Raw genomic sequence first — 25,057 nt, forward strand, 5'->3', positions numbered from 1 at the left:
CAGACACTATTTCACCGCAACTTATTGAAGGGCTGTTTGCGCCAGTTCTGGGCGTCGTCCTCGAGCTATTGATGGATGACGGGCTTGTACGGGTCGAGCTTGCTCGGGACGCTCCTCCTCGCGGGCGGGAGGGCGCGCTAGGCGCGGCAAGCGCCTAGCGCGCGAACTCCCGTAAGAGCACGTCTTCCACTTCCCGAAGCGAAAGGGCCCCGCTTCCCTCGGCGGGACGGGTGACCACGATGCAGCGCGCTCCCACGTCGCGCGCGGCGGCGAGCTTCTCGGCCGTGCCGCCTACGGTTCCCGAGTCCTTAGTCACAAGCCACTGGGCGCCCACCTGCCGAAGCATCGCCTCGTTGAGCTCGCGGGTGAAGGGCCCCTGCATGCCGATGACGTGCGACGGCGAAAACCCCGCGTCGATGCACTTCGTTATAGCACCGGGCAGCGGGAGCACACGCACGAAGAAGCGCTCCGCGAAATCGGCGACGCTCGTGTAGGGAGCAAGCTCCTTGCTCCCCGTCGTGAGAAGCGCGCGACCCGGGTTCTCGGAGAGAAAGCGCGCCGCGCAGGCGATCGACGCGACCGGCACGACGCCTTTGGGCAGCGCCTCGACCGGGCGCGCAAGGCGCAGGCATCGTGCACCCACGGCGAGCGAAGCGGCCCGGATGTTGCCGCTTGCGAGCGTAGCGAAGGGGTGCGTGGCGTCGACAACGATGCACGCGCCGGAAAGCTCGCGCTCCATGTCGGCATCGTCGAGCCTGCCCGCATGCACCTCGATGCCCGGAAGCTCGCCCAAAAGCTCGCCTCCGTACTCGGTTGCCGCGTAGGCACGGGCGGGGATGCCCGCCCTGCTCGCCCATTCGCACAGAAGGCGGCCCTCGGTGGTGCCGGCGAAGATGCGCAGCGCCGGCGCGGATGCGGGCGCCGTCACTTCGGGCCGCCTGGGCGCGTGATCTGGTAGAGCAGCGCGTTCATAATGGCAGCCGCCACGGTCGAGCCGCCCTTGCGACCCCTCGCGACGATGGCTGGCACGCGCCGTGCGAGTAGCTCCTCTTTCGCCTCGACCACGTTCACAAACCCGACCGGCACCCCAACGACGAGCGCGGGCGCGATCTTCCCCGCGTCCATGAGCTCGGCGAGGCGCAGAAGTGCTGTGGGAGCGTTGCCGACGGCCACGATGAGCGGACCCTCGATGCCGCAAGCTTTGTCCATGCTCGCAACGGCGCGAGTCGTGCCCGCGGCGCGCGCAGCCGCGGCGACATCAGGGTCGGCCATGAAGCACACGGCCTTGCAGCCGAGCTTCGCGAGCGCGGGCTTGCTTATGCCTGCGAGCGCCATGTTCGTGTCGGTGAGCACCGTGGCCCCTGCGCGCAGTGCGTCGAGCGCACAGTGCGCGGCGTCATGGGTAAACACGAGGGAATCGGCGTACGAGAAGTCGGCAGTGGTGTGGATGACGCGCTTCACGACGGGCTCTTCGAGCGGCGGGAACGTGCGGCCGCCGAGCTCTTCGGTGATGATCTCGAAGCTGCGCCGCTCGATGTCGCCGGGCGCCATCTCCTTGGAATCCATCTAGTACTCCACTCCTTCCCTTGCACATATCCCCTGCTCGTAGGGATGTTTCTTGCACCGCATCTCGGTTATGTAGTCGGCCTTCTCCACGATCTTGCGGGAAGGCGCGCGCCCGGTGAGCGCTACTTCGACGCCGCGCGCGGACATATCGAGCGCGCGGTCCACGAGCGCCTCGTCGACAAGCCCCTTCGATAGCGCGTCGAGCGCCTCGTCGAGCACGAGCAGCCCCTCCTGAGCGCCCTCGAGCTCGGCGAGCGCGGAAGCGAGGTTCCCATCGTGCAGCTCGCACGTCGCGGCAAGTTCTTCCGACGTCATTGACCAGGTAAACTTGTCCGACACCTTCCCCGCGAACACGGGCACGCCGAAATGCTCGGCGAGCAGGCGCGCCTCCCCGCTTTCGCCGTCTTTCAGGAACTGCACGACGACGACGTGGCGGCCTGCGGCGAGCATGCGAAGGGCGAGGCCCATCGCCGCCGTGGTCTTGCCTTTGCCGTCGCCATGATACACGTGGATCATACGCCCTCCTCGATAATGCGGTAGATATACTCCATGTCGAGCGCCCCGCGCACGACGTCGGCCAGGCGGTCGAATTCGCGCGCACGGTGATCGGCCGCGGACGCTGCGCCCGCAGCACCCACGACGCTCTCGGGCAGGCCGCGCATGCGCGCGAGCGAGCGCGCGAGGGCGAGCGCCACCCCCGGTTCGTCGAACAGGCCGTGGAGATAGGTTCCGAACACGTTTCCGCAGGCCGCGCCTTCTGGTTTGCCGCCAATCGTGCCCGCAGGAGCGCAGGAGACGGTCGTTTCTCCGTCGTGAATCTCGTACCCGCGCGCCGTCATGCCGTTCCACACCGAAAACGCGCCTTGGGCGCCCGTGATGCGCAGCTCCGACTGGGCGAGGCGCTTTTCCTCCTTGAACACCGTACTTGCAGGGATGAGCCCGAGCCCGCGCGCGGTGCCAGCGCCTTCCCTGCCGTGCGGGTCGGAAAGCTCGTCTCCCAAAAGCTGGTAGCCTCCGCATATGCCGAGCACCGGTGTGCCCGCGCCCGAAAGCGCGCGGACACAGGCTCCGATGCCGCTAGCCGCAAGCCAGCGCGCGTCGTCGAGCGTGGACTTCGAGCCGGGAAGCACCACCAGGTCGGGTCGGCCCAGATCGGTCGTCGAGGAAACGTAGCGCACGCCCACGCCGGGCACGCGCGAAAGCGGGTCGAAGTCGGTGAAGTTCGACAGATGTGGAAGGCGCACGACGGCGACGTCGATGACGCCGCGCGCCTCGCGGGCAGATAGGCGCGGCGCGAGCGAGTCCTCGTCGTCCAGGTCGAGCGTAAGATACGGCACGACCCCCACGACGGGAACCCCGCACATCTTCTCGAGCGGGGCCAAACCCGGGCGCAGGATTTCCACATCGCCGCGGAACTTGTTCACCACAAGCCCCCGCAAAAGAGCGCGATCCTCGGGCGCAAAGAGCGCGACCGTGCCGTAGAGCTGGGCAAACACCCCGCCTGGGTCGATGTCGCCCGCGAGCAGCACGGGGGAGGACACGGCGCGCGCGAGCCCCATGTTGACGATGTCGTTTTCGGCAAGGTTGATTTCGACGGGGCTGCCGGCGCCCTCGATGACGATGACGTCGTTTTCCTCCGCGAGCGAATCGAACGCCTCCAAAATCTGCGGCATGAACGCCTTCTTTCGCGCGAAGTAGTCCCTCGCAGCGAAGGCTCCCTGCGCCTTGCCGGCCACGATGAGCTGGCTTCGGTGGTCGCTTTCGGGCTTGAGCAGGATGGGGTTCATGCGCACGTCGGGCGCGATGCCGCACGCCTCGGCCTGCATGATCTGGGCGCGCCCCATCTCGAGCCCATCGGCCGTGACACCGCTGTTGAGCGCCATGTTCTGGCTCTTGAAGGGAGCCACGCGCAGGCCGTCCTGCGAAAGCACACGGCACAGCCCCGCCGCAAGCAGGCTCTTCCCCGCGTTCGACATGGTGCCCTGGATCATGATGGGCTTCGCCCTACCCACGGGTATCGACCTCCTTCGCCGAGCCTCGGCCATCCGCGCCCGCCATAGCGTTGCTGCAAGAAGCGCCGCCCCGTTCGTCGGGTTCGCCTTCGCCCGATGCGCCTTCCGCCCGAAGCGCGCGGCTGAACGCCATCGCAAGCCGGGCGTTCTCCTTGCGCGTGCGCACCGCGACGCGGCACCAGAAACGGGACAGTACCGAAAACGAGTCGCACGTGCGGACCAAAACCCCCTGTTTATACAGGCGCTCGGGGATGTCTTTCGCCGGCGTGCGGACTAAAAGGAAGTTCGCATCCGACGGCACGACGGAAAGCCCGAGCGAGGAGAGCTCATGGGAAAGCCACGCTCGCTCGCCCGCCAATACATCGCGCGTGCGCGAGACGTATTCAACGTCTTCCAGGGCGGCGATGCCCGCGGCCTCGGCGACCGAGGAGACAGGCCACGCCTGCCCCGCCCGGCGAATCCCCTCGATGAGTTGGGCGTTTCCGCTGATCAGATATCCCAACCGCAACCCCGCCATTCCGTAGAGCTTGGTGAACGCGGAGAGCACGGCCACATGGCGCGAACACGCGGCGCGTGCGGCCACGCTCCTTTCGCGGGCGTCGGGCGCAAATCCGAGGAAGCACTCGTCCACGACGAGCAGCGCGCCCACCTGCTCGCAGCGGCAAGCCGCGGCCTCGATCACGCTGGGGTCGACGAGGCGCCCCGTCGGGTTGTTCGGATTGCAGAGGTACGCCACGTCTCCCGGCCCCTCGATCGCGCGGGCGAAGGAGGCGGGCACGTCGAAGTCGTCCGCTTCGGAGAGCGGGAACTCCTGCACGCATGCGCCGTAGTACGATGCCGCCTCCGCATATTCAGAGAACGTCGGCGCGCACACGACGATGCGTTTCGGGCGCACCGCCGCGGCGAGCCGCCAGATGATGTCGGACGCGCCCGCGCCGCAGACGATAGTATCTTCGGGAATGCCCTGGTCGCGCGCTAGCGCGCGAACGAGGGCGAGGCTTTCCCTATCGGGGTAGGCGTCGATTCGAGAAAGCGCCTTGCAAGCTGCGGCGACGGCGCGCGGCGAGGGGCCTGCCGGATTCACGTTCACCGAAAAGTCAATGAGGTCGGAGGCGCCCCCTTCGCAAGCGATGCCGAGCGATTGCGCGCTGCCCCCATGCGTACGGGCGCGCAGGATTCCCCCGGCAGCCCGGGGCGCGGCGTGGTCTTCCCTCATGCCATCGCCCCCACGGCGAGCACGACCGCCGCGCGCGCGGCGCCGAAGACGACGAGCGCGCATACGGACGCAGCGAGCATGAGCCTTGTCGCCCGGGCGATGTCGCCCCACTCGATTTCGCGGGACGCGTCTCCTATCGTCGGTTTCTCAACGAGCTTGCCGAAATACACCGCGGGTCCTGCCAGGCGCAGCCCGAGCGCGCCCGCGCACGCTGACTCGGTCTGCGCCGCGTTCGGGCTCGCATGGCGACGCCTGTCGCGGCGCCAGATGCGCGCCGCCCCGCGCGCGTCGAGCCCGACGATCGGGCACACGGCGATCATGAGCAGGGCCGATAAGCGCGCGGGAATCCAGTTCGCCGCATCGTCGAGGCGCGCCGAGGCGCAGCCGAAGTCGATGTAGCGCTCGTTTTTGTAGCCCACCATGCTGTCGAGCGTATTCACCGCCTTGTACGCCATGCCCAAGGGCGCACCCCCGATCATAAGGTAGAAAAGCGGCGCGATGACGCCGTCGCTCGCGTTCTCCGCCACCGTTTCCACGGCGGCACGCGCGACGCCGTGCTCGTCGAGAACAGACGTGTCGCGTCCCACGATGAGCCCGACGGCTTCGCGCGCCGCGACAAGGCCGCCCTTCGAGAACGCGCGGGCCACGGCCAGGCTCTGGCGGCGCAGCTCGCATGTCGCGAGAATCTGATAGCTCGCCCATGCCTCGGCAACGAAGCGCAAGCCGGAGTGAACCATGCTGCAAAGATGCAGGATGCCCCAGGTCAAAAGCCCACACGCAAGCGGAAGCGCCACGGCGAGCACAAGACCTGCGGCGCGCGTGCCCGCGGACGTTTGCGGGAATGCGCCCCGCAGGCGGCCTTCGGCCCACGTGATCGCGCGCCCCATGGCGACGACGGGATGGGGAAGCCAGCGCGGGTCGCCGAAGGCAAGGTCGGCCGCGAACCCGGCGGCGACGGCAAGAATCGTCATCACCGGGCATCGCCCCCCGAAGCGGGGCGAACGTCGCGAAGGCAGCGCCCATCCCAGGTGGCGGCCCATGCGCCGCCCGGCTCGGTATGCACGTCGAAGTATCCAATTTTCGGGACAGCTAACTCGGAGAGCAGCGCTTTCACGGTACCCGCGTGAACGACGAAGACGGCGCGCCCACTCCCCTGGGCACGCTCCGATTTGCACGCCTCCCGAAACGCCGCGACGACGCGGCGGGTGAAATCGCTCTTGCCCTCGCCATGCGGGCAGCGCGTCTCGCACCAGGAGTCTACCCAGGCGCGGTAGCGCGCATCCTCTTTAAGCTCGGCGGCGCTTCGTCCCTCGAAGTCGCCGAAATCCATCTCGCGCAGACCGGGGCACGCCATAAGCTCCGCGTTCGGGAAGAGGATGCGCGCCGTCTGGTCGGTGCGGGCCATGCCGCTCGTGATAACACGGAACACGTCACGATAGCATGCGAGGTCGCGCAAAGCGCGCTCGCCCGCGCTCGACAGGGGCTCGTCGGTGCCCGCCCCGCTGTAGCGATGGTCTTCCGTGCCCGCCGTGGCACCATGGCGCACGAAGACGACTTCCAAAGGCGCGCCCGCGCCCTGCGTCCCTCGAGGCGCATCATCAAGGTTTCCCTTGATGACCTGGGGAATCCCGCACGTCATGCGCACGACGACGTCGGCGCGCGCAGCGAGCGCGCATCCCAGGCGCCCCGCGCGCTCGCGCCATTGGGCGTCTTCCGCACGCATAGGGACGACCCCCGAGCCGACCAAGGACAGAATCACTACGTCGAAGCCGATCAGCCGCTCGAGCGCCCGGTCAGCGTCGAGCGCGCGTACGAGTTCCTCAGCACAGTAAGCGACACGGCCGGCAAAAGCCGCGGGCACGCCGCCCTCCGCAAACTGCGCCGCGTCGACGAAATCGTCCGCCGCGAACCCGAGCTTTTCGCGCACGAAGGTCCTCTTCCCGGAATGCGCGCCACCTACCACGAGCATCATAGGAGCATGCCCCCCGCCACCAGCATGGCAAGCATCGCGAGCTCGGCCCATTGCAGAAACCATCCGGCCAAATCCCCCGTCACCCCGCCGAAGCGGGACAGGGCAACATGGCGGTACCACGCGAGCGCCAAAAGCCCCGCCACCGCCATAAGGGCGCCGACGGCCTGAGCGCACGCGACCATCCCTGCAGCCGAAGCCGCAGCGAAAGCGCAAAGCGGCACGACGATCGCCGCGCGCTTCTTAGCAGGCGAGAGCCCCGCGGCCATGCCGTCCGCACGCGCGGCAGGCCAGCATTCAACGGCGAGCCCCGAAAGCGAGCGGGAGAACACGAGCGAGCACAGAAGTGCGAGGAACGCCCCCGCCGTAAGCGGCAGCGCGGTGAACAGGGAAAACTGCAGAATAAGGTACACAACAACACCGATGACCCCGAAGGCGCCCGCCCGCGGGTCGTGCATGATCTCGAGTTTTCGCTCGCGCGGGGCCCAACTTGCAAGCGCATCGGAGGTGTCGCAGAGCCCGTCTAGGTGGATGCCCCCCGTCACCGCCACAGGCAGCGCCACGAGCACGGCCGCGACGATGGTCGCGGGCACGCCGAGCAGGTTCGCAACGTGTCCCCACGCCGTCATGAGGAACCCTTCCGCAAGGCCCACCAGGGGAAACGCGGCAAGCGCATGGGTTGACCCGAAATCGGTCCAGGCCGATTTCGGGACGGGGATGCGCGAGAACGTTCCGAACGCCGCGCCGATTGCCTCTGCTATCTTCACCTTGTAGGTCCTTCACCTTTCATCCACACGGGAATCCCGCATACCACTTCGACTGCGCGGTCGGCCAGCGCCGCCACGCCCGCGTTCACGCGCGCGAGCGCGCGCCTCCATGCCTCGGTCCCCTCATCGTAGCGCATCCCATCGGCGAACACGTCGACGGTGACCACCACCGTATACGCAGCGGCCTGAGCGAGCCGTTCGATGCCTCCGAGTACCTCGCGCGCCGCAGCGTCGGGGTCACGTGGGGACAAGCCGCCTTCCGCGAAAAGCTCGTTCGCAACCAGGTTGCCCACGTCCTCCAAAAGAAGCGTGCAGCCGCGCGGAAGCCCGGGCACTGCGGCGCCCACGTCACGCGTGCGCTCGAGGGTGGAAAACCCCTTGCCCTCGCGCAGCGCCCGATGGCGCGCGATGCGGCGGGCGCCCTCTTCCCCGAAGGGCTCCATCGTTGCCAGGTACACGCGGGGGCCGTCGTGCCCGAGGCACAGGGACTCGGCGTAGGCGCTCTTGCCGCTCGTGGCGGCGCCGATGACGAGCGTCACCGTCATTTCCCGGCCTCGAAATGCTCGTAAGCAGCCATGCCAGTCGCCGTGAACGTCTTCCCATCCCGGTACACGCGCAGAGCCGAATCCAGAAGGGGCAGATACGCCATGGCGCCCGCGCCCTCGCCCAAGTGCATGCCTGCGTCGAGGGGTGCCTTTATGCCGAGCTCGCGAAGGAGCTCCCGGCTTGCGGGTTCACTTGATGCGTGGGTGCCCACGAGGTAGCCCAAGGCGTTGGGGCACAGGCGCGCCGCGCACAGAGCCGCCGTGCAGGATATGACCCCGTCGAGGAGCGCCGGCGCCTTCGAGGCCGCGGCCCCCAGGTAGAAGCCGCAAATCGCCGCGATGTCGAAGCCGCCCACCTTCGAGAGCACGTCGATCGGGTCGGCGGGATCGGGCAAGTTCGCGTCGATAGCGCGCTCGACCACGTCGCGCTTGCGCGCGAGCGAGGCGTCCGAGAGCCCCGCGCCGCGCCCGACGAGGCTCCGCGCGTCCGCCCGGATGAGCACTGCGGCCACCGCCGCCGAGGTGGTCGTGTTGCCGATGCCCATCTCGCCCGCGGCGAGAAGGCGCACGCCGGCGCGGGCAAGCCCGCACGCGACGGCGATTCCGACCTCGATCGCGCGCACGGCCCCATCTCGAGACATAGCGGAGCCGTGCGCGATGTTGCCGCTCCCCCGCCGCACGTTCGCGCGCACCATGTGCGCGTCTTCTATGCCCCGGGCCATACCCACGTCGACGGGCACGACCTCGGCACCCGCGAACGCCGCCATGCGGCAGGCGCTCGTGGCCCCCTCGCACATGTTACGCGCGACGGCTCGCGTCACGTCTTGCCCGCTTTGCGACACGCCTTCGGCAACAACCCCGTTGTCGGAGAAGAATACCGCGAGCGCACGGGGAAACTCGGCCACCTCGGCGCTCCCCTGAGCTGCGGCGATACACGCGACGGCGTCTTCAAAGTCGCCCAATCCCCCCAAGGGGTGCGCGATGGAGTCCCACGCGGCGTACGCGGCGGCGCGGGCGCACTCGTCTGCGGGCTCGATCCGGGAGAGAGTGGCTTCGAGCACGGCGCCCGGCGCCGACGAGAACGCGCGCTCGACTTCCTCGCGGATGCAGGCAAGCGCGGTTTCGGTTGCTTCAGCCATGCCGTCTCCTCTCTGCAAACGACGCCGCGGCAGACGCGAACGCGCGCGCAACGTCGGGGTTCGCAGGATAGTACACATGCGGGAAGCCCGCAACCAGGGACGGGGTGGTCGACATGCACGGCCAGCCCTTGTCGCGCCGGGGCTTCTTCGCCCAAAAGTCGCCGCCCGGGCAGGTGGACTGCCAGTAGTGGAACTCGTGCGCGCGGATGCGTGTGCCGCGCGGCCCGTAGAGCCCGTCGCGTTGGGAAGTGAGCTCCACGTACCCGAAATGGGACAGCCTTCCCCCGTTCTCGCTTGCGCCCTCAAGGGCGCCCGCAACAGGCCAGCGCCGCCCCTCGCTATCGGCGATTTCGCGCTGCAGGTACAGAAACCCACCGCATTCGGCGACCGTCGGCATGCCGGATTCCACCGCGCGCCGCACCGCCTCGCGCATCGGCGCGTTCTCGGAGAGCTGCCGCGCATGGAGCTCCGGGTAGCCGCCCCCCAGATAGAGGGCGCTTGTCCCCCGGGGCAACTCGCTATCACACAGGGGGCTGAAAAAGGCCAGCTCGCAACCAAGGTCCTCGAGCGCGTGCAGGTTCTCCTCGTAGTAGAACGAGAACGCCTCGTCACGCGCGACGCCGACGATGGGCCGCGCTCCCGCGATCGGCTCCAACCGGTAAGGTTCCTCGCGGATATCGGGGGCCGTCGCAGCTATTTCGAGCAAGCGGTCGACGTCGACGCTCTTTTCCACCAGCTCGGCCATCTTGTCGATGCGCGCGGAGAGCTGCTCGACCTCGTCGGCGGTCACAAGCCCCAGATGCCGGCTTTCGAGCGAGAACGTCTCGTCGGCGGGGATATTCCCCAAAACCGCGACGCCCGTGTGCTTCTCGATCGCAGGCGCCGCGTAGGCGCAGGCAGCGGCGCTCGTCCTGTTCAGCACGACGCCGCGCACGTTCGCACAAGGCAGGAACTCGGCGATGCCGCGGATTACGGCGGCGAGCGATAAAGACGCCCCGCGCCCGTTCACCACTAAAACGACCGGCGTTTCCGTGTCGCGCGCAACCTGGTAGCTGCTCGCTTCGGCCACGCCGGGCGCCATGCCGTCGTAGAAGCCCATGACCCCCTCGAGCACCGCGACATCCGCACCCGCGGCGCCGCGTGCGAGCAGGGCGCGCAGCGTCGGGGCGTCAGCGAAGAAGCCGTCTAAGTTGCCCGAGCGCGCACCCACGACGCGGCGGTGAAAGAGCGGGTCAATGTAGTCGGGGCCACATTTGAAGGCCGCGCATGCAAGGCCGCGACGCGCGAGCGCGCGCAGGAGCGCGCACGTGACGACCGTCTTGCCGCTCCCGCTCGAGGGCGCAGCGACCATGAAGCGCGGGATGGACGTGCTCACCGGGCACCGCCTTCCCCGCCTGCGGCGTTGCAGTTAGCAAGCGAGACCACCTCAACGGATGGTTTCCCCTCGGTAGAGGGGTCCTCCCCGACAGGCGACTCAACAAGCGCCCCGACATCGGCAAGCTCCTCGGCATCCGCGCCCGTACCACGCGCGCTGACGAGGAACACGGGGTTTTGTGCCTTCATAAGATGGTGCGAGCCTACAGCCTCGGCGCGGGCGGCCGACACCTGGCAGGCCTCGAACCCCTTAAAGCGCGAACCCGAGAGGAGCGCGCACGCCTCGGTGAGCGTCTCAACGGTTACGCATGGGACGCACAGGCGAACCTGCGAGTTCTTCTCGAGCGCCGCCTCCACGATGGAGGGAAGCTCGCCCGCGCTCCCGCCGACGAACACGGCGTCGGGGACGGGCAGTTTTGCGAGCGCTTCGGGGGCAACACCGGGGACCGCATGCACGTTGCCGCACCCGAATGCATCCGCGTTCTCTCGGATGAGCCGCACGCCGGCCGCGTTGCGCTCGACCGCCCATACCGACCCCGCTCGCGCGACGAGCGCCGCCTCGATCGACACGCTCCCCGTGCCGGCGCCGACATCCCACACGGTGTCGGTCGCGGTAAGGCGCAGCTTCGCGAGCGCGACGGCGCGCACCTCCTGCTTGGTCATGGGAACGTCGCCGCGGATGAAGAGCTCGTCGGGAATGCCCGAGGAAGCGTACGGCCAGCGGGAGCTCGCGGCGCGGGATGCGCCCGCAGAGTCCGCCGCGAAAGAAGCCGCCGCGGGCGCAGACGCGCCGGCCGGCGCCTCGGAGGCTGCGCTAGAGCCCGCAGGCGACCCGGCGCAGCCTGCGAGCTCGATAAGCATCACGTTCAAGTCGTCGAACGTCTGACCTGCGATTTCACTTGCGGTCGCGCAGGTGATGCGCTCGTCGGGGTACGACAGGCGCTCGGCCACCGTCACGCGCGCGTCCGCGAAGCCCGCCTGCACAAGCTCGCCCGAAAGCCGCGAGGGGTCTTCCCCGCCCGAAGTGGCGAGGAAGAGCTCACCTGCGCGCTCGGCCTCGGCCACGATGTCGCACGCCACGCCGTGAGCGCTCGCGAAGCGCCAATCCTGCCATGGACGCGCGAGGCGCGCGGCGAGATACGACGCTGAGCTTATGCCGGGAATGACGCGCACGTCCACCCGCGCGTCGCCGGAGAGCGCCTCCACCAGGCGGCGCGCGCCGCTGAACAGCCCCACATCGCCCGTCATCACGACCACGGCGCGCTGCCACGACGCCGCATCAGTGAGCGCGGCGACGATGTCCGCCGTCTTCACGAGCTCGCATCTCACCACGTCGGGCGGCACGTCGATGCCGACAAGCGCGCGATGAGCGCCGATGACCACGTCGGCGATGTCGATCGCGTCGAGCGCCGCTCGCGAGAGCAAGTCGGGGTTTCCGGGCCCCGCCCCGATGATCGTTACCTTTCGCATGGAATCTCCCGATACCCGCGCGGCGTGACCATACGGCCGCCTACGCGCTTCGTGTCCGCGTTGCCGACGAACACGGTGGTGAACATGTCGGCGTCGAACTCCCCCAGCTCGGAGAGCCTGCACATGCCCGACTGCTGCCCCTCGCGCCCGATGTTGCGTACCCAGCCGCAGAGCGTGTCGGGGGCCTTCCATTCGAGCATAATCTTCGCCGCGCGCGAGAGCCTGTCGGCGCGCTTTCTGCTGCGCGGGTTGTACAAACAGATGCAGAAGTCGGCGCTCGCCACGGCAGCGAGCCTGCGCTCGATGACCTCCCACGGCGTGAGCAGGTCGGAGAGCGACACGACCGCGAAGTCGTGGGCAAGCGGGGCGCCGAGCACCGCCGACCCGCTCTGAGCCGCGGTGGCCCCGGCGATAACTTCCACGTCTACATCGGGGTAGTCCTCCGCAAGCTCCAGCACGGGGCTCGCCATGCCGTACACGCCCGCGTCACCGCTGCACACGAGCGCCACGGCTTCTCCGCTCTGCGCGCGCGAAAGCGCCAGGCGGCACCGTTCGACCTCGTGCATCATCGGCGTCGCGAGATGCGCCGCGTCGGGCACGGCGGCGAGCGCGAGCTCCACGTATTTCGTGTACCCCACAACGATGTCGGCCGCCTCGAGCGCGCGCCGAGCCGCAATCGTCATGCCGTCGGGGCCGCCCGGGCCGATCCCCACCACGAAGAGCTTTCCCATCACCGCTCCTTATACGAAAGTTCGATAGTTACCTTGGAAAACGCGACGGTCACGCCGCCGTGAGCGAGCTTCGGGAAGATAAGTTTGCCCCCGCCCGCGAGCGCCGCGCGCTCGCACACATTGTCGACCCCCACCGTCGCACGCACGAAATCAGATGGCGAAACGCTGCCTTCGACCTGCGACAACTCCTCTGCGGAATACGTCGCAAGCGGAATCTTGCGCGCGCGGCAGAAGGCGAGCAGACCCTCCTCGTGCGCCTTCACGTCGATCGTCGCCGCCTCGCGCACGGCCGAAGGCGAGATACCCGCCTGCCCGCACGCGAGAAGAAACGCCTCCCCGATCGCTTCGGCGCACGCACCGCGACGGCACCCTATGCCCGCAACGATGCAGGGCACGACAAGGCGAAGCGGCTCGGGCGCAGGCGCCTGCGCCCGCACGCCCGCCGGCTTCCCCGCCTCACCGGCGGGCACGACATCGCCCGTCGTCTCCGCTGCGCGAACGGACGCACCTGCATTCGCGCCAGCGAACGGCGACACGACGATATCGGCCCGAGCGCGGTCGGACGCAATGTCAACCCCCTCAGGCGGCTGTCCCGAAATCGGCATGTCGGAATAGAGCGCCACGCGCCCGCCCGAAAGCAGCCGCGCCGACACTCGCTTGATGGCCTCGGGATTCGAAACGGCGAGCCCCGCACAGCGCGCCCACGTATCCACCGCCCACACGCCGCGGACGTCGGTCGCCGTGGTGATGACGGGGATGGCCCCTGCCGCGCGTGCCACAGTTTGCGCAAGCTCGTTCGCACCGCCCAAATGCCCCGACAAAAGCGGGACGGCAAAGCGCCCCGCCTCGTCGATCGCCACAACCGCGGAATCGCTTGCCTTCGAGGCGACATGCGGCGCGATCGCCCGCACGGCGATGCCCGCCGCGCCCACGAACAGAAGCGCGTCCGACGCTTCCCACGCGAGCGCCGTCCATGCGCGCAGGTCGGCCTTCCCCTCGCCGAACCCGCGCGAAACGGAAACGTCCCAGCCAGGGTCATCTTCACCTGTCTGCGCGCAATCGGAAAGCGCGCGTGCGGTGCGCTCCGCCAACGCATACCCCCTCTCAGTGAACGCTATGCAGGAAACCCTCATCTAGCGCACCACCATCGTCGAGAAGTAGCTGCCCCGATCGGGCACATCGTCGAGCGAGCAGTACACGCGCTCGCCCGGAAGCCCACAGTCCTCTACGAGCTCGGCACCGTCGAAGGCGCCCTCCTCGCGAAGGATGCGCTTCGTGTCCGCAAGCGAGCGGCGCGCCTTCATGACCACCTTCGCCCCCGGCCAGCCGATTGCGCGGCGCACGTCGTCGTAGCCGCCGGGCACGATGTGCAGAGGCGACGACATCTCGGGCGTGAGGTCGCGCTCGAGCGCCGCGGCGACCGCGCAGAAGCTCGGCACGCCGGGAATAGCGCGCGCCTCGAACCCGCGGGCGCGCACGTCGGGCGCTATGCGCTGGAAGGTGGCGTAGATGCTCGGGTCCCCCAGGTTCAGCAGCGCGACGTCGCGGACAGCATCCAGGTGCGCGACAAGCTCGCGAACAAGCGAGGCATGCTCGGCCGCGCGGCGCTCGACGTCGCGCGTCATCGAGAATCGCACGGGGATCACCGTCTTGCCTGTAAGGTCGACGGCACCGCGTACGATGTCGAGCGCGACCATGGCCCCGTCCGCCGTCTGCGGTGCGGCGATGACCGGACACGATTCGATTGTGCGGACGGCCTTGATCGTGAGCAGCTCGGGGTCGCCAGGCCCCGTGCCCACCCCGTACAGCACGCCTTTACTCATACGTCGCCCCCAATTCCCCGATAACTGCATCGGCGCCCGACGTGCGGAAAAGCTCGCGGCGCTCGGCGTCGAACACGACCGCGGCGATGTCGCATCCGCCCGCCGCGCGGCGGCGCAACCTGTCCTCGATTGCCACAGCGAGCGAGGCGCGCGCAGCGTCCCCCACGCCGGCGGTCTCGATTACCTCAAGCGCCGCCGTGGTCGTGACCGACGACATGATATCGCGCACGGTCTTCGCGCCAGCGCCGGCCAAGGCCGCGTGGGCGGCCAGAATCTCCGCGCGGCAGTCGGCGGTACGCGAATGGGTGTCCATGATGCCGCCCGCAACCTTCACCAGCTTGCCGATGTGTCCCACAAGAAGGACATTGGTAAATCCCTCGCGAACGCAGCAATCAATCGCATCGCCCACGAAGTTGGAGATGAAGACCACCGGCGCACCGTTTAGGTGGAAATGCCCCGAGATGAACTGCCCGCCGTAGTTGCCGGGCGTGAGCACGACTCCGCGCCGCCCCATAGCCGCATGCTGCCGGATCTCGAGCTCGATGCTGTCGCGCAAGGCAGCAAGGCTGCGCGGCTCGACGATGCCCGTCGTGCCCAGGATGGAAATGCCGTCCTCTATCCCCAGGTGCGGGTTGAAGGTCTTTTCGGCAAGGGCAACACCCTCGGGTACCGAAATCGTCACAGCAATATTTCCAGAAAAGCCGTGCGCGGCACACACCTCGCGCACCGCCGAAGTGATCATCGCGCGCGGCGTCGCGTTGATGGCGGCCGCCCCCACCGGCTGCTCGAGCCCGGGCAACGTCACGCGCCCCACGCCCACGCCGCCATCGACGGAAACTTCCGATTCGCGCGCGGGCACGCCCTTGCTGCCCGCAGCGCCCGTGCCCGACCCCGCATGTTCCACGCGCGCGTACACGAGCACGCCGTCGGTCACATCTGCATCGTCGCCTGCGTCCTTTCGCACGGCGCACTGGGCGCACCCCTCGCCGATACATGCGTCGACCACGTTCGCCTCGACGGGCAGCCCGCCGGGGGTGACGATCGACACGCGGCCGACGGGCTTTCGTGACAAAAGCATCTCGCAGGCCGCCTTCGCCGCAAGCGCGGCGCAACTCCCCGTGGTGTAGCCGCAGCGCAGGCGGGTCGTCCCGGTATATATGTAGTGCTCGAAGGCCACGCTAGCTGCTCGCCTTCCGATACCCCGTGGCAAACGAAGGGTCGTAAAGCTTGCTGCGCTCGTACGACTCCGCTTGCGCGCCGTTGTGCGCAAGCCCACCGCGAACTCCGAGCACGCGGCCCACCACCACGAGCGCCGTGCGGTCGATGCCCTCTCGCGCGCCCGCATCAACGAGCGTGCCCACTGTGCATCGCACCACGCGCTCCTCAGGCCAGGTCGCCTTGTACACGAGCGCCGCCGGCTCGTCGGAGCTGCGGCCCGCGGCCAAAAGCTCGGCGGAAAGCTCGGCGAGCATACCCGAGCTCAGGAAGATGACCATAGTCGAGCCGCTTTCCGCCATGGTGCGCATGCCCTCGCCCGCGGGCATGGGGGTGCGCCCGGAAAGCCGCGTGATCACGACCGACTGGCTGATTCCCGGCAGCGTGTATTCCTGGCGAAGCGCCGCCGCGGCACCGCAAAAGCTCGACACGCCGGGCACCACCTCGTAGACCACGCCGCGCGCGTCGAGCGCGTCCATCTGCTCCTGGATGGCGCCGTACAGGCACGGGTCGCCCGTGTGCAGGCGCACCACTTCCTCGCCCCGCGCATCCGCCGCGCACATCACGTCGAGCACTTCCTCCAAGGTCATGTGCGCGCTGTCGTAGACGACGCAGGATTCCTTGCACTCGGCGAGCAGCTCGGGGTTCACAAGGCTCCCCGCCCAAACGACCACGTCGGCCGCGCGTAGAAGACGCGCCCCGCGCAGCGTGATAAGGTCGGCGGCGCCCGAACCTGCGCCAACGATATGAATCATCCGAGCCTTCCCTTCCCGTTTCTCATCGCAACCGTTTACGCCGCCATTCGCGCAGCGGGCAAAACACGGCGCCTGCGGCAGCAATCGGCGCAAATACGCAGGCAGGAGGCGCAATGCCGCCCGCGCTGGCTTTGACACGTTCACAAGTGCCCACTATCATAGTAAAAGTTTCGGCAACGAGCATATGACAATCGGATAAAAGGAAATGACCGGCGCGGCGCCTGCACAGCCCGCGCTGGCTTGCGGAGGGAACCAGGTGGGAATCCTGGGCAAGGGACATTACTGTATAGGACGCGCGGGCGAACCGCCTCGCGCCCCAAGCCAGACTGCTTCGCCTTTTCCTCACGGCATCGCCGTGGCGTTAGCTCCTTGTGAACCCCGAGGGGTGCGCTTTTCTTTCGCTTGTGCCGACAAGCAACTGTCGCCGGGGGACCGGCAAACCGAGGAAAGGAAAAAACATGTCCGACCAGATGTCACGCCGCGGCTTCATGGGCGCCGCAGCAACCGGAGCCGTCGCGCTCGCCGGAGTCGCGCTCGCGGGCTGCTCCAACACCTCCGCGAGTTCCGAGAAATCTAGTGAAAAGGAGAAGGCCGCGAAGCCGGTCATCCTCGTCACGAGCTTCGGCACGAGCTACAACGACTCGCGCCACATCACCATCGGCGCCATCGAAGACGCTATCCGCGAGAAGTACTGGCAGGACTACGACATCCGCCGCGCCTTCACCGCGCAGATCATCATCGACAAGCTGAAGAAGCGCGACGGCATCACGATCGACAACATGACCGAGGCGCTTGACCGCTGCGTGGAAGACGGCGTGAAGGAAATCGTCGTGCAGCCGACGCATCTCATGGCTGGCCTGGAATACGCCGACGTGAAAGACGAGCTCGACAAGTACGCCGACAAGTTCGACAAGATCTCGCTCGGCGACCCGCTGCTCACCTCCGACGACGACTACAAAAAGGTGGCCGCAGCCATTAAGGAGAACATGGCGTCCTTCGACGACGGCGAGACGGCGCTGTGCCTCATGGGCCACGGCACCGAAGCCGATTCCAACGCCGACTATGCCAAGATGCAGGAAGTGTTCAAGAACGAGGGTTTGACGCAGTTCTTCGTCGGCACCGTCGAGGCTGAACCGACCTGCGAGGATGTTATCGCCGCCGCGAGCGCCGCAGGCTACAAGAAGGCCGTGCTCGCGCCGTTCATGGTGGTCGCGGGCGACCACGCGAACAACGACATGGCAGACGAGACCGACCCCGACAGCTGGGCTGCGAAGTTCGTGGCCGCCGGCTTCGAAGTGACGTGCCTGCTCCAGGGTCTGGGACAGAACGTCGCGGTCGACGACATCTACGTCTCGCACGTGGACGACGCCATCGCCAAGCTGTAAACTCGCCGCGCACGGGGGCGCCGGTCGCGTCCCCGTGCAACGGGCATGCGCCTTTCCCCGACTGACGACGCATGCCCGTTGCATTCGCATCCCGACCGCCCACCGCACGGCACGGGCGGTCGAAGCGATTGAAAGGAACCCCCTCCATGTTGAAGAAAACCCTCGTCTTCGCCCTGTCGGCGGCGCTTTGCGCATTCTCGCTCGCCGGCTGCGCCGGAAATTCAATCGACAGCGCAAAGGCAAGCGATGCCGATTCCCAGGAAAAGACCGAACAGGCGGCCGATGCGCCCGCGGGCGCAAGCGCTGCCCCCATCACCGCCGACAAGATGGCCGACGGCACCTATCCAATCACCGTAGATTCCAGCTCGAACATGTTCAGGATCGTGGACGCCCAGCTCATCGTGGAAAACGGCTCCATGCACTGCGTGATGACGCTTTCCGGCACGGGCTACGGCAAGCTCTTCATGGGCACGGGCGACGAGGCTGCCGCCGCGAGCGAGGCCGACTTCATCCCCTATGTGGAAAACGCGGAAGGCAAGTACACCTACGACGTGCCCGTTGATGCGCTCGACGAGGACACCGCCTGTGCCGCGTGGAGTATTAGAAAAGAGCAGTGGTACGACCGCACACTTGTGTTCGAATCCGCCGGCGTCGATCTGCGCGCCGACGCACTGAAGTAACGCCATGCGGTCGATTCTTCCCAAGGGGGAAAACAGGAAGCTCCACAGCATCGCGGCGCGCGCGATCGCCTGCGTTCTCGTCGCCCTGCTCGCGCTTCCCTTCGCGGGGTGCAGTGCGAGCCCGAACGCGACCGGTGGCACGGCGGGCTCTCAGGAATACACGGTGAGCGTCTCGCTTTCCGGCGGGTCAGGGCGCGCAAGCATCGCCTCACCCACCACAATTGTGAAGGATGGCGACACCTACACCGCGACCATCACCTGGTCGAGTTCGAACTACGACAAGATGACCGTCGACGGCGTGGACTACGCGCCCGTAAACGACGGCGGCAACTCCACGTTCGAGATACCCGTCACGCTCGACGAGGACATCGCCGTGTCGGCCGAGACCGTCGCCATGTCGACGCCGCACACCATCGACTACACGCTCCACTTCGACTCATCCACCATGAAGGAGAAATCGGGCGACGATGCAAGCGGCGGCTCCCCTGCGGGAACGGCTTCAAGCGCCGCGGCCGACTTCCACAACGCCGATTTGGGCTGCGGCTGGGAGCCGACGGGAGCGCTTCAGCTTGAATACGCCGAGCACTTCACTGTCGACGAGTTCGAAGGCGGCCTGCGGCTTATCTGCGTTTCGAACGGGGAGCGCTTCCTCGTGGTGCCGCAAGATGCGAAGGTACCTGATGGGTTAAGCTCCGACATCGCGGTCATAAGGCGCCCCGCCGACAAGGTGTACCTCGTGTCGTCGGCGACGATGTGCCTGGTCGACGCGCTCGATGCGAACGACAATATCTTAATGTCGGGCACGAAAGCCGACGATTGCTCGGTCGCGGGCTTCAAAAGCGCGCTCGGAAGTGGGGCGATCGCCTACGGCGGCAAGTACAGCGCGCCCGACTACGAGCGAATATCGGCCTCGGGCTGCACGCTCGCCATCGAGAACACCATGATCAACCACACGCCCGATGTGAAGGAAAAGCTGCAGAAGCTCGGGCTCGTCGTGCTCACCGAACAGTCGTCGAGCGAGCCCAAAGCACTCGGGCGCGTCGAGTGGATTAAGCTTTTCGGCGTCCTGTTCGACAAGGAAGACGAGGCCACGCACCTGTTCAACGAGCAGAAGGCCCGCGTCGAGCAAACGTCGGGGCTCGCGTCGTCAGGTAAAACCGTGGCGTATTTCTACATTAACTCGAACGGGGCCGCCGTCACGCGGCGGGCGGGCGACTACGTGGCGCAGATGATCGAGCTTGCAGGCGGCAGCTACGCGCTCGATGACGCGCAGACGGCGTCGACGTCAGGTTCGTCAGTAACGCTCGAAATGGAGCGCTTCTACGCGACAGCGAAGGATGCCGACATCATCGTCTACAACGGCACCATCGACGAATCGGTTGCCACCTTGAACGACTTCGTAGGCAAAAACGCGCTATTGTCGCAGTTCAAAGCCGTGAAGAACGGCAACGTCTGGGTCACAAGCGCCGACATGTACCAGCAGATGACTTCTACCGCCGACATTATCGACGAGCTGCACGGGGCGTTCACCGGCGATGACACGAGCGACTTCCATTATCTGAGGAAGCTCGGCTAGCACCATGAGAAGCCGACTTTCCATGGCATACGACGAATCGGGGCGCGCCGCGCGGTGTCGCGTCGTGACGGCGCTGCTCGCTGTTGCCCTCATCGTGCTCATCGGGACCAACCTGTGCATCGGGAGCGTGCTCGTGCCCGCAGACCACATCCCCGGCATCCTTTCGGGCGGCGCGGCCAATTCCATGGAAAGCCAGGTCATCTGGGAGATTCGACTGCCGCGCGTACTTTCAGCCGTGCTTCTCGGCGGGGCACTTTCGCTCTCCGGGTTCCTGCTGCAGACGTTTTTCAACAACCCCATCGCCGACCCGTTCATCTTGGGCGTCTCCTCGGGCGCAAAGTTCGTCGTCGCGCTTACGATGATCGTACTTCTGGGCGCAAACCAGGCCATGTCCTCGCCGGCCATGGTGGCCGCAGCGTTTCTGGGCTCGCTTATCACCATCGGTTTCGTGCTCCTCATTGCACGGCGCATAAGTTCCATGGCCATGCTCATCGTGGCGGGCGTCATGGTGGGATACATCTGCTCGGCGGCGACGAACTTCCTCATCGCCTTCGCAGACGACCAGTCCATCGTGAACCTGCACAACTGGTCTTTGGGTAGCTTCTCGGGTTCGAGCTGGGACGACGTCGCGGTCATCACGGCCGTGGTGATCACCGTAAGCGCATGCGTATTCGCGATATCGAAGCCCCTTTCCGCCTTCCAGCTGGGAGAAGCCTACGCGAAAAGCGTCGGCGTGAACGTCGCACGCTTCCGCGTGGCGCTCGTCCTTCTAGCGAGCATGCTCTCCGCCTGCGTGACCGCGTTCGCTGGTCCGGTGTCGTTCGTAGGCATTGCGGTTCCGCATCTCGTGAAGTCGGTGCTAAAGTCGTCGAAGCCCATCCGCGTGATTCCTGCGTGCTTCTTGGGAGGCGCCATCTTCTGCGCGGGCTGCGATTTGATCGCGCGCACACTGTTCTCTCCTGTCGAACTTTCCATCAGCGCTGTCACCGCCATCTTCGGCGCGCCGGTGGTTATCGCGCTCATGTTGAAGAAGCGGGTGAGGTAGATGGGAGAATTCGCGCCGCGGCCCAAAACGCTCGGAGGGGACATTCCATGCTTAGACAGTCCTGAGCTCGCACGAAAGCGCCAGAAGGCACTTTCGGCTCGTGCGGAACTGCGCGAGGAACGCCTCCTCCGAGCGGAGCCGAACCTCGAAACTCCGGTCGAAACGCAGGCTGACGGAGCGCCGCTTTTCCGCATAAGCGACCTGTCGGCGGGCTACGACAAGAAGGTCGTAGTCGAAGGCGTCGATCTGGAGGTTCGCCCGGGCGATGTCGTGGCGCTCATCGGGCCGAACGGCTCGGGCAAGTCGACCATCTTGAAAACCATCACACGCCATCTGGCACCGCTTGCCGGCGCGGTCGAGCTCGACGGGCGGGAGATTTCCCGATGGAAGACGGCGGAGTTCGCAAGGAACCTTGCCGTTATGCTGACAGATCGCCCCCGGACCGAGCTCCTCACCTGCCGCGATATCGTAGAGGCGGGAAGACATCCCTACACCGGGCGAATGGGCGCACTCTCGCCTAACGACCATAGTCGGGTCGACGAGGCCATGAAAACCGCACATATGGAAGAGCTCGCCGAGTGCGACTTCATGCAGATAAGCGACGGGCAACGCCAGCGCGTCATGCTCGCACGCGCCATCGCACAGGATCCGCGTGTGCTCGTGCTCGACGAGCCCACGTCGTATCTCGATATCCGCTACCAGATCGACCTGCTGCGAATACTTCGCCACCTTGCGAAATCGCGGAATGTGGCTGTCATCATGTCCATCCACGAACTCGAGCTCGCGCAGAAAAGCGCCGACAAGGTGATTTGCGTGAAGGACGGCCGGGTCTTCCGCGCCGGCGCACCCGAGGACATATTCACGCGCGAGACGATTGGCGAGCTCTACGGCCTTCAACATGGCACCTTCAACGAGCGCTTCGGCAGCGTGGAAATTGGACGCCCGCACGGCGATGCGCACACGTTCGTCATCGCCGGCGCAGGTACGGGGTCGGCTGTGTTTCGCCAGCTCATCCGGCAGGGCAAGGCGTTCTACGCGGGCGTTCTGCACGAAGGGGACATCGACTGCGAGCTTGCGCGCGACCTAGCGGCGGAATGCGTGGCCGAGCGCGCCTTCGAGCCGATCGGGGATAAAACCATAGCCCGCGCCAAAGAGCTCCTCGTCCACTGCGCGCGTCTTATCGTGTGCCCCGCCGCCTTCGGCACCATAAACGCCCGCAACGTAGAGCTCGTCGAGTTCGCACGATCGCATGGTATCGAGGTCATGCAAGCGTGCGAAGGCGCATCGGAGGATTCCCAATTGGAGTGGGAAGGATAAACTGGACTTTCTTTTAAGGATCCTCAGGCTACAGCTCCTACGCGGCGAGGTCTACAAGGCGCCGGAGAACTTCATGAACAGGAATTTCCACGCCGACGAGCCCAATTAGGCCTAATCCAAGCGAGATTCCAGACTCGACAGGCCATTGAGAGTCAGGTCGTTGGCGACCTCAGAGACGCGCTCAATAGGAACCGAGCCGTCAGACAGCGCCCACGTGCGATAGATACCGATAATGCCTGACAGCAAAAACGCCAGATAGTAGTCGAACATCTCATCCTTAAGGCCTTGGGGCAGCAGATTGCGCTCGGCAATCTCGTGCTCGAGCGGTGCACGAAGACGAGCCATAAAATCATCGAGCGGAATGTTCTCGATCAGCTGACGATTGAGCACCAGGTTGTTGCATAACGCCTCGTTAACGGTTTTAAAGAAGGTCGCCGCCGCTCCCAGGGCGCGCTCGTTGGTGTCACCGTCCATTGAAGCAAGCGTTTTCTCGACCGAGTCGACAATCATCTCCACCACATCGACGGCAATGGCATCGAGCAGGCCGTCGACCGTACCAAAGTGAACGTAAAAGGTCTTGCGGTCGACATTGGCCTCGCGCGCGATGGCACTCACCGTAATGTCTGCCAGCGGCTTTTCCATGAGCAGGCGCTCGAAAGCGGAAAGGATGGCATTGCGGCTGCGAACGATGCGGCGATCAATACGCGGTTTGCTGGTGGCCATGGGCGTGTCCCTTCGATATGCGGGCATTCATCAACAGATGAGAGATAATCTACGTAAGAGGATTATCCCCCATCCGGCACAAAAAAGCCCGGCAATATGAAGAACGCACGACTGCCCTACTGCGACTTAGGGTGCTTCTTCTTATTGAGTGCCGACGGAGATACGCGAATACCGTCGCCTGTCTGGCGCACATAGGCTTTATGAGCCGGCTTAGCGGTCCCAGAAGCCTTCTGAGCGTGCTTCTTGGGATCAACGGTAACAGCATTCGTGGGGTGCGGCTTAGTGGGCGCAGAGGGCGTCTGAGGCGTGCGGCCGAGTTTGCGCATCACGCGATCCCAGCGCGCATGGATGCTCTCGTTGTGGGCGCTCTTAAGGCCCAACAGGGGCGCAGCCAAAATGGTCGGCGCAATAAACGTAATGAGGCGCCACAGCAGATAGCCGGCGGTCGAAGCCGACCCAAAGAAATGACCCAAGAACAATGCAAAGCCGCCCTCAGCGCCACCAGTTCCACCGGGCAAGGGGACCGCAGAGCTCAACAGCTGGACAAAGGCGCTCGCGGCCATGACCGAGAAAAAGTCGACCTCGTGGTGGCCAAAGGCAAGCATCAGGAAATACGGCACGAGGTAGAAAAACGCGAGCTGCATCATGGTGATGACCACCGTGAGCAGCATGGACGAAAAGTGGCCGGCTGAAAGCTTGAACTTCTCGGAGAAAGAGTAGATTTCGCCGTCGACAAACGTACGCCAGCCCTCAATCTTGGTGGCCGAGACGCCCATTCGCTCGAGCCAATTGATAATGCAGTGCGCGACGCGCGTGACGGTCTTAGGCATGAGCGCGACGGCAAAGATGCCAAGCAGAATGCAGCAGTGACCGCCAAAGCTAAAGACGCACAGCAGCGTCATGTCGCCATAGCGCTCGGCGAAAAACGGCATTCGGGCAAGCAGCAGAATGGCGCCCCAGGCAACGAGGCCAAACTGATACACGATAAAGCGCGTGAACTGCGTGGCACCGGCCTCGCCGACATTTTGGCCTGCCTTGGTCAGGCGGTAAATCTGGGCGGGCGTAGAGCCCATCATCATGGGCGTCAGGTTGCCAAAGAAGATACCGCTCGCCTCGACCGAGATCAGGTCGCGAATGCCGACGGGCGAATAAGGGTCGAGCCAAACGGCGATCGCATAGGCCACAATGCCAAAGAACAGATACATGAACATGCAAAGACACGCGATAACGAGCCATGGCGCCTGGACGCTCGACATAGCGGCCCAGAACTGCCCCATCTGCCCGGTTACCACCAGATAGACGATATAACCCACCAGCACGACGCCGATAAAGATGGCGCCGCGGCGTGCGCTCTTATTGTCATCTCCGCCCGAGGCCTCAACCTCGACCTGGGGCTTAGACGTATGCTGAGAGGACTCCGTCATGAGACTCCTTCTGACCGTCCAAATATCTTGGTTATTGTACCCGTAAGGGCCATAGGCAGAACGCAAAGCTCTGGTTCAAACGGGAATTGCAGACGGTTGTTTGAAAATAAAAAACCCGGCCTTCCATGGGAAGACCGGGTATCAGATGCGTGGTAGCCCGTACCAGATTCGAACTGGTGATCTCCGCCTTGAGAGGGCGGCGTCCTAAACCGCTAGACGAACGGGCCACATGACATCTGCACTGCCGTGCTGCGAGGAAATATATTACGGGACAAAAAACATCAGCGCAAGAAGAAATTCCAAATTGCCGAAAAAATTGTCGGCA

General features: G+C 65.8%; 24 protein-coding genes and 1 tRNA gene. 5 read left to right on the plus strand and 20 right to left on the minus strand.

All coding sequences use genetic code 11. The annotated features are described in order from the left end of the window. Nucleotides 1-154: 154 nt before the first annotated feature. Genes cobK through cobM form a run of 17 tightly spaced genes read right to left on the minus strand, consistent with a single transcriptional unit; the run spans nt 155 to nt 16,582 of the window. Nucleotides 155-928 (minus strand): precorrin-6A reductase, encoded by a 774-nt coding sequence (gene cobK / locus DW661_RS07030; protein ID WP_117633800.1) that lies wholly within the window; start codon nt 926-928, stop codon nt 155-157. Beyond that, a complete protein-coding gene (locus DW661_RS10240; protein WP_117806204.1) occupies nt 925-1,566 on the minus strand; it encodes a precorrin-8X methylmutase in 642 nt (213 codons plus the stop codon). The genes cobK and DW661_RS10240 overlap by 4 nt, the downstream gene beginning before the upstream one ends. After that, nucleotides 1,567-2,082: a cob(I)yrinic acid a,c-diamide adenosyltransferase gene (locus DW661_RS10245; protein WP_199584865.1), complete on the minus strand. Its 516-nt coding sequence runs from the start codon at nt 2,080-2,082 to the stop codon at nt 1,567-1,569. Next, nucleotides 2,079-3,578 carry a cobyric acid synthase gene (locus DW661_RS07040; protein WP_233547470.1) on the minus strand — a complete coding sequence of 500 codons (1,500 nt, stop codon included), beginning with the start codon at nt 3,576-3,578 and terminating at the stop codon, nt 2,079-2,081. The genes DW661_RS10245 and DW661_RS07040 overlap by 4 nt, the downstream gene beginning before the upstream one ends. Next, entirely contained in the window at nt 3,571-4,794 is a 1,224-nt protein-coding gene (locus DW661_RS07045; RefSeq protein ID WP_158568428.1) for a histidinol-phosphate transaminase, read from the minus strand. The genes DW661_RS07040 and DW661_RS07045 overlap by 8 nt, the downstream gene beginning before the upstream one ends. Beyond that, nucleotides 4,791-5,765, minus strand: coding sequence for an adenosylcobinamide-phosphate synthase CbiB (gene cbiB / locus DW661_RS07050; protein ID WP_118935175.1), 975 nt, complete (start codon nt 5,763-5,765; stop codon nt 4,791-4,793). Before cbiB ends, DW661_RS07045 begins: the two co-directional genes overlap by 4 nt. Beyond that, nucleotides 5,765-6,766 carry a histidine phosphatase family protein gene (locus DW661_RS07055; protein ID WP_117786288.1) on the minus strand — a complete coding sequence of 334 codons (1,002 nt, stop codon included), beginning with the start codon at nt 6,764-6,766 and terminating at the stop codon, nt 5,765-5,767. Before DW661_RS07055 ends, cbiB begins: the two co-directional genes overlap by 1 nt. After that, nucleotides 6,763-7,530 (minus strand): adenosylcobinamide-GDP ribazoletransferase, encoded by a 768-nt coding sequence (gene cobS / locus DW661_RS07060; protein ID WP_117758118.1) that lies wholly within the window; start codon nt 7,528-7,530, stop codon nt 6,763-6,765. Before cobS ends, DW661_RS07055 begins: the two co-directional genes overlap by 4 nt. Beyond that, entirely contained in the window at nt 7,527-8,075 is a 549-nt protein-coding gene (locus tag DW661_RS07065) for a bifunctional adenosylcobinamide kinase/adenosylcobinamide-phosphate guanylyltransferase (protein ID WP_117806199.1), read from the minus strand. Before DW661_RS07065 ends, cobS begins: the two co-directional genes overlap by 4 nt. After that, nucleotides 8,072-9,214 (minus strand): nicotinate-nucleotide--dimethylbenzimidazole phosphoribosyltransferase, encoded by a 1,143-nt coding sequence (locus DW661_RS07070; protein WP_118935177.1) that lies wholly within the window; start codon nt 9,212-9,214, stop codon nt 8,072-8,074. Before DW661_RS07070 ends, DW661_RS07065 begins: the two co-directional genes overlap by 4 nt. Further along, the gene (locus DW661_RS07075) at nt 9,207-10,589 is read right to left on the minus strand and encodes a cobyrinate a,c-diamide synthase (RefSeq protein WP_233547471.1); all 1,383 of its coding nucleotides are present in this window, start codon (nt 10,587-10,589) and stop codon (nt 9,207-9,209) included. Before DW661_RS07075 ends, DW661_RS07070 begins: the two co-directional genes overlap by 8 nt. Continuing rightward, the gene (cbiE, locus tag DW661_RS07080; protein ID WP_118935180.1) at nt 10,586-12,058 is read right to left on the minus strand and encodes a precorrin-6y C5,15-methyltransferase (decarboxylating) subunit CbiE; all 1,473 of its coding nucleotides are present in this window, start codon (nt 12,056-12,058) and stop codon (nt 10,586-10,588) included. The genes DW661_RS07075 and cbiE overlap by 4 nt, the downstream gene beginning before the upstream one ends. Further along, nucleotides 12,046-12,789, minus strand: coding sequence for a precorrin-3B C(17)-methyltransferase (gene cobJ / locus DW661_RS07085; protein ID WP_042435525.1), 744 nt, complete (start codon nt 12,787-12,789; stop codon nt 12,046-12,048). The genes cbiE and cobJ overlap by 13 nt, the downstream gene beginning before the upstream one ends. After that, nucleotides 12,789-13,880 (minus strand): cobalt-precorrin 5A hydrolase, encoded by a 1,092-nt coding sequence (locus tag DW661_RS07090; RefSeq protein ID WP_233547472.1) that lies wholly within the window; start codon nt 13,878-13,880, stop codon nt 12,789-12,791. The genes cobJ and DW661_RS07090 overlap by 1 nt, the downstream gene beginning before the upstream one ends. A 42-nt stretch (nt 13,881-13,922) precedes the next feature. After that, complete coding sequence (gene cobI, locus DW661_RS07095; protein WP_117757225.1) at nt 13,923-14,612, minus strand: precorrin-2 C(20)-methyltransferase; 690 nt, start codon at nt 14,610-14,612, stop codon at nt 13,923-13,925. Continuing rightward, complete coding sequence (gene cbiD, locus DW661_RS07100) at nt 14,605-15,789, minus strand: cobalt-precorrin-5B (C(1))-methyltransferase CbiD (RefSeq protein WP_233547473.1); 1,185 nt, start codon at nt 15,787-15,789, stop codon at nt 14,605-14,607. The genes cobI and cbiD overlap by 8 nt, the downstream gene beginning before the upstream one ends. Before the next feature lies 1 nt (nt 15,790). Then, nucleotides 15,791-16,582 carry a precorrin-4 C(11)-methyltransferase gene (gene cobM, locus DW661_RS07105; protein WP_118935183.1) on the minus strand — a complete coding sequence of 264 codons (792 nt, stop codon included), beginning with the start codon at nt 16,580-16,582 and terminating at the stop codon, nt 15,791-15,793. A gap of 458 nt (nt 16,583-17,040) precedes the next feature. On the opposite strand from cobM, the gene DW661_RS07110 reads away from it, so the two are divergent. From DW661_RS07110 to DW661_RS07130, 5 genes are all read left to right on the plus strand, one after another. Beyond that, nucleotides 17,041-17,967, plus strand: a complete 927-nt coding sequence (locus DW661_RS07110) for a sirohydrochlorin cobaltochelatase (RefSeq protein ID WP_117583469.1) — start codon at nt 17,041-17,043, stop codon at nt 17,965-17,967. A gap of 146 nt (nt 17,968-18,113) precedes the next feature. After that, the gene (locus DW661_RS07115) at nt 18,114-18,647 is read left to right on the plus strand and encodes a hypothetical protein (RefSeq protein ID WP_118935185.1); all 534 of its coding nucleotides are present in this window, start codon (nt 18,114-18,116) and stop codon (nt 18,645-18,647) included. A 4-nt stretch (nt 18,648-18,651) separates the two neighbouring features. Next, nucleotides 18,652-20,223, plus strand: coding sequence for an ABC transporter substrate-binding protein (locus DW661_RS07120; protein ID WP_147356440.1), 1,572 nt, complete (start codon nt 18,652-18,654; stop codon nt 20,221-20,223). A 22-nt stretch (nt 20,224-20,245) separates the two neighbouring features. Further along, a complete protein-coding gene (locus DW661_RS07125) occupies nt 20,246-21,268 on the plus strand; it encodes an iron ABC transporter permease (protein WP_118935189.1) in 1,023 nt (340 codons plus the stop codon). Next, nucleotides 21,269-22,585, plus strand: a complete 1,317-nt coding sequence (locus tag DW661_RS07130; protein ID WP_117757229.1) for an ABC transporter ATP-binding protein — start codon at nt 21,269-21,271, stop codon at nt 22,583-22,585. 111 nt (nt 22,586-22,696) lie between these two features. On the opposite strand, the gene DW661_RS07135 is transcribed toward DW661_RS07130, so the two are convergent. From DW661_RS07135 to DW661_RS07145, 3 genes are all read right to left on the minus strand, one after another. Beyond that, the gene (locus DW661_RS07135; RefSeq protein ID WP_158551920.1) at nt 22,697-23,308 is read right to left on the minus strand and encodes a TetR/AcrR family transcriptional regulator; all 612 of its coding nucleotides are present in this window, start codon (nt 23,306-23,308) and stop codon (nt 22,697-22,699) included. A 116-nt stretch (nt 23,309-23,424) separates the two neighbouring features. Next, entirely contained in the window at nt 23,425-24,732 is a 1,308-nt protein-coding gene (locus DW661_RS07140) for a lysylphosphatidylglycerol synthase transmembrane domain-containing protein (protein WP_117757230.1), read from the minus strand. Between the two features lie 150 nt (nt 24,733-24,882). After that, nucleotides 24,883-24,959, minus strand: a tRNA-Glu gene (locus tag DW661_RS07145). Between the last annotated feature and the right edge of the window lie 98 nt (nt 24,960-25,057).

The sequence above is a fragment of the Collinsella sp. AM24-1 genome, assembly GCF_003470325.1.
In the GTDB taxonomy this organism is placed as follows: Bacteria; Actinomycetota; Coriobacteriia; order Coriobacteriales; family Coriobacteriaceae; genus Collinsella.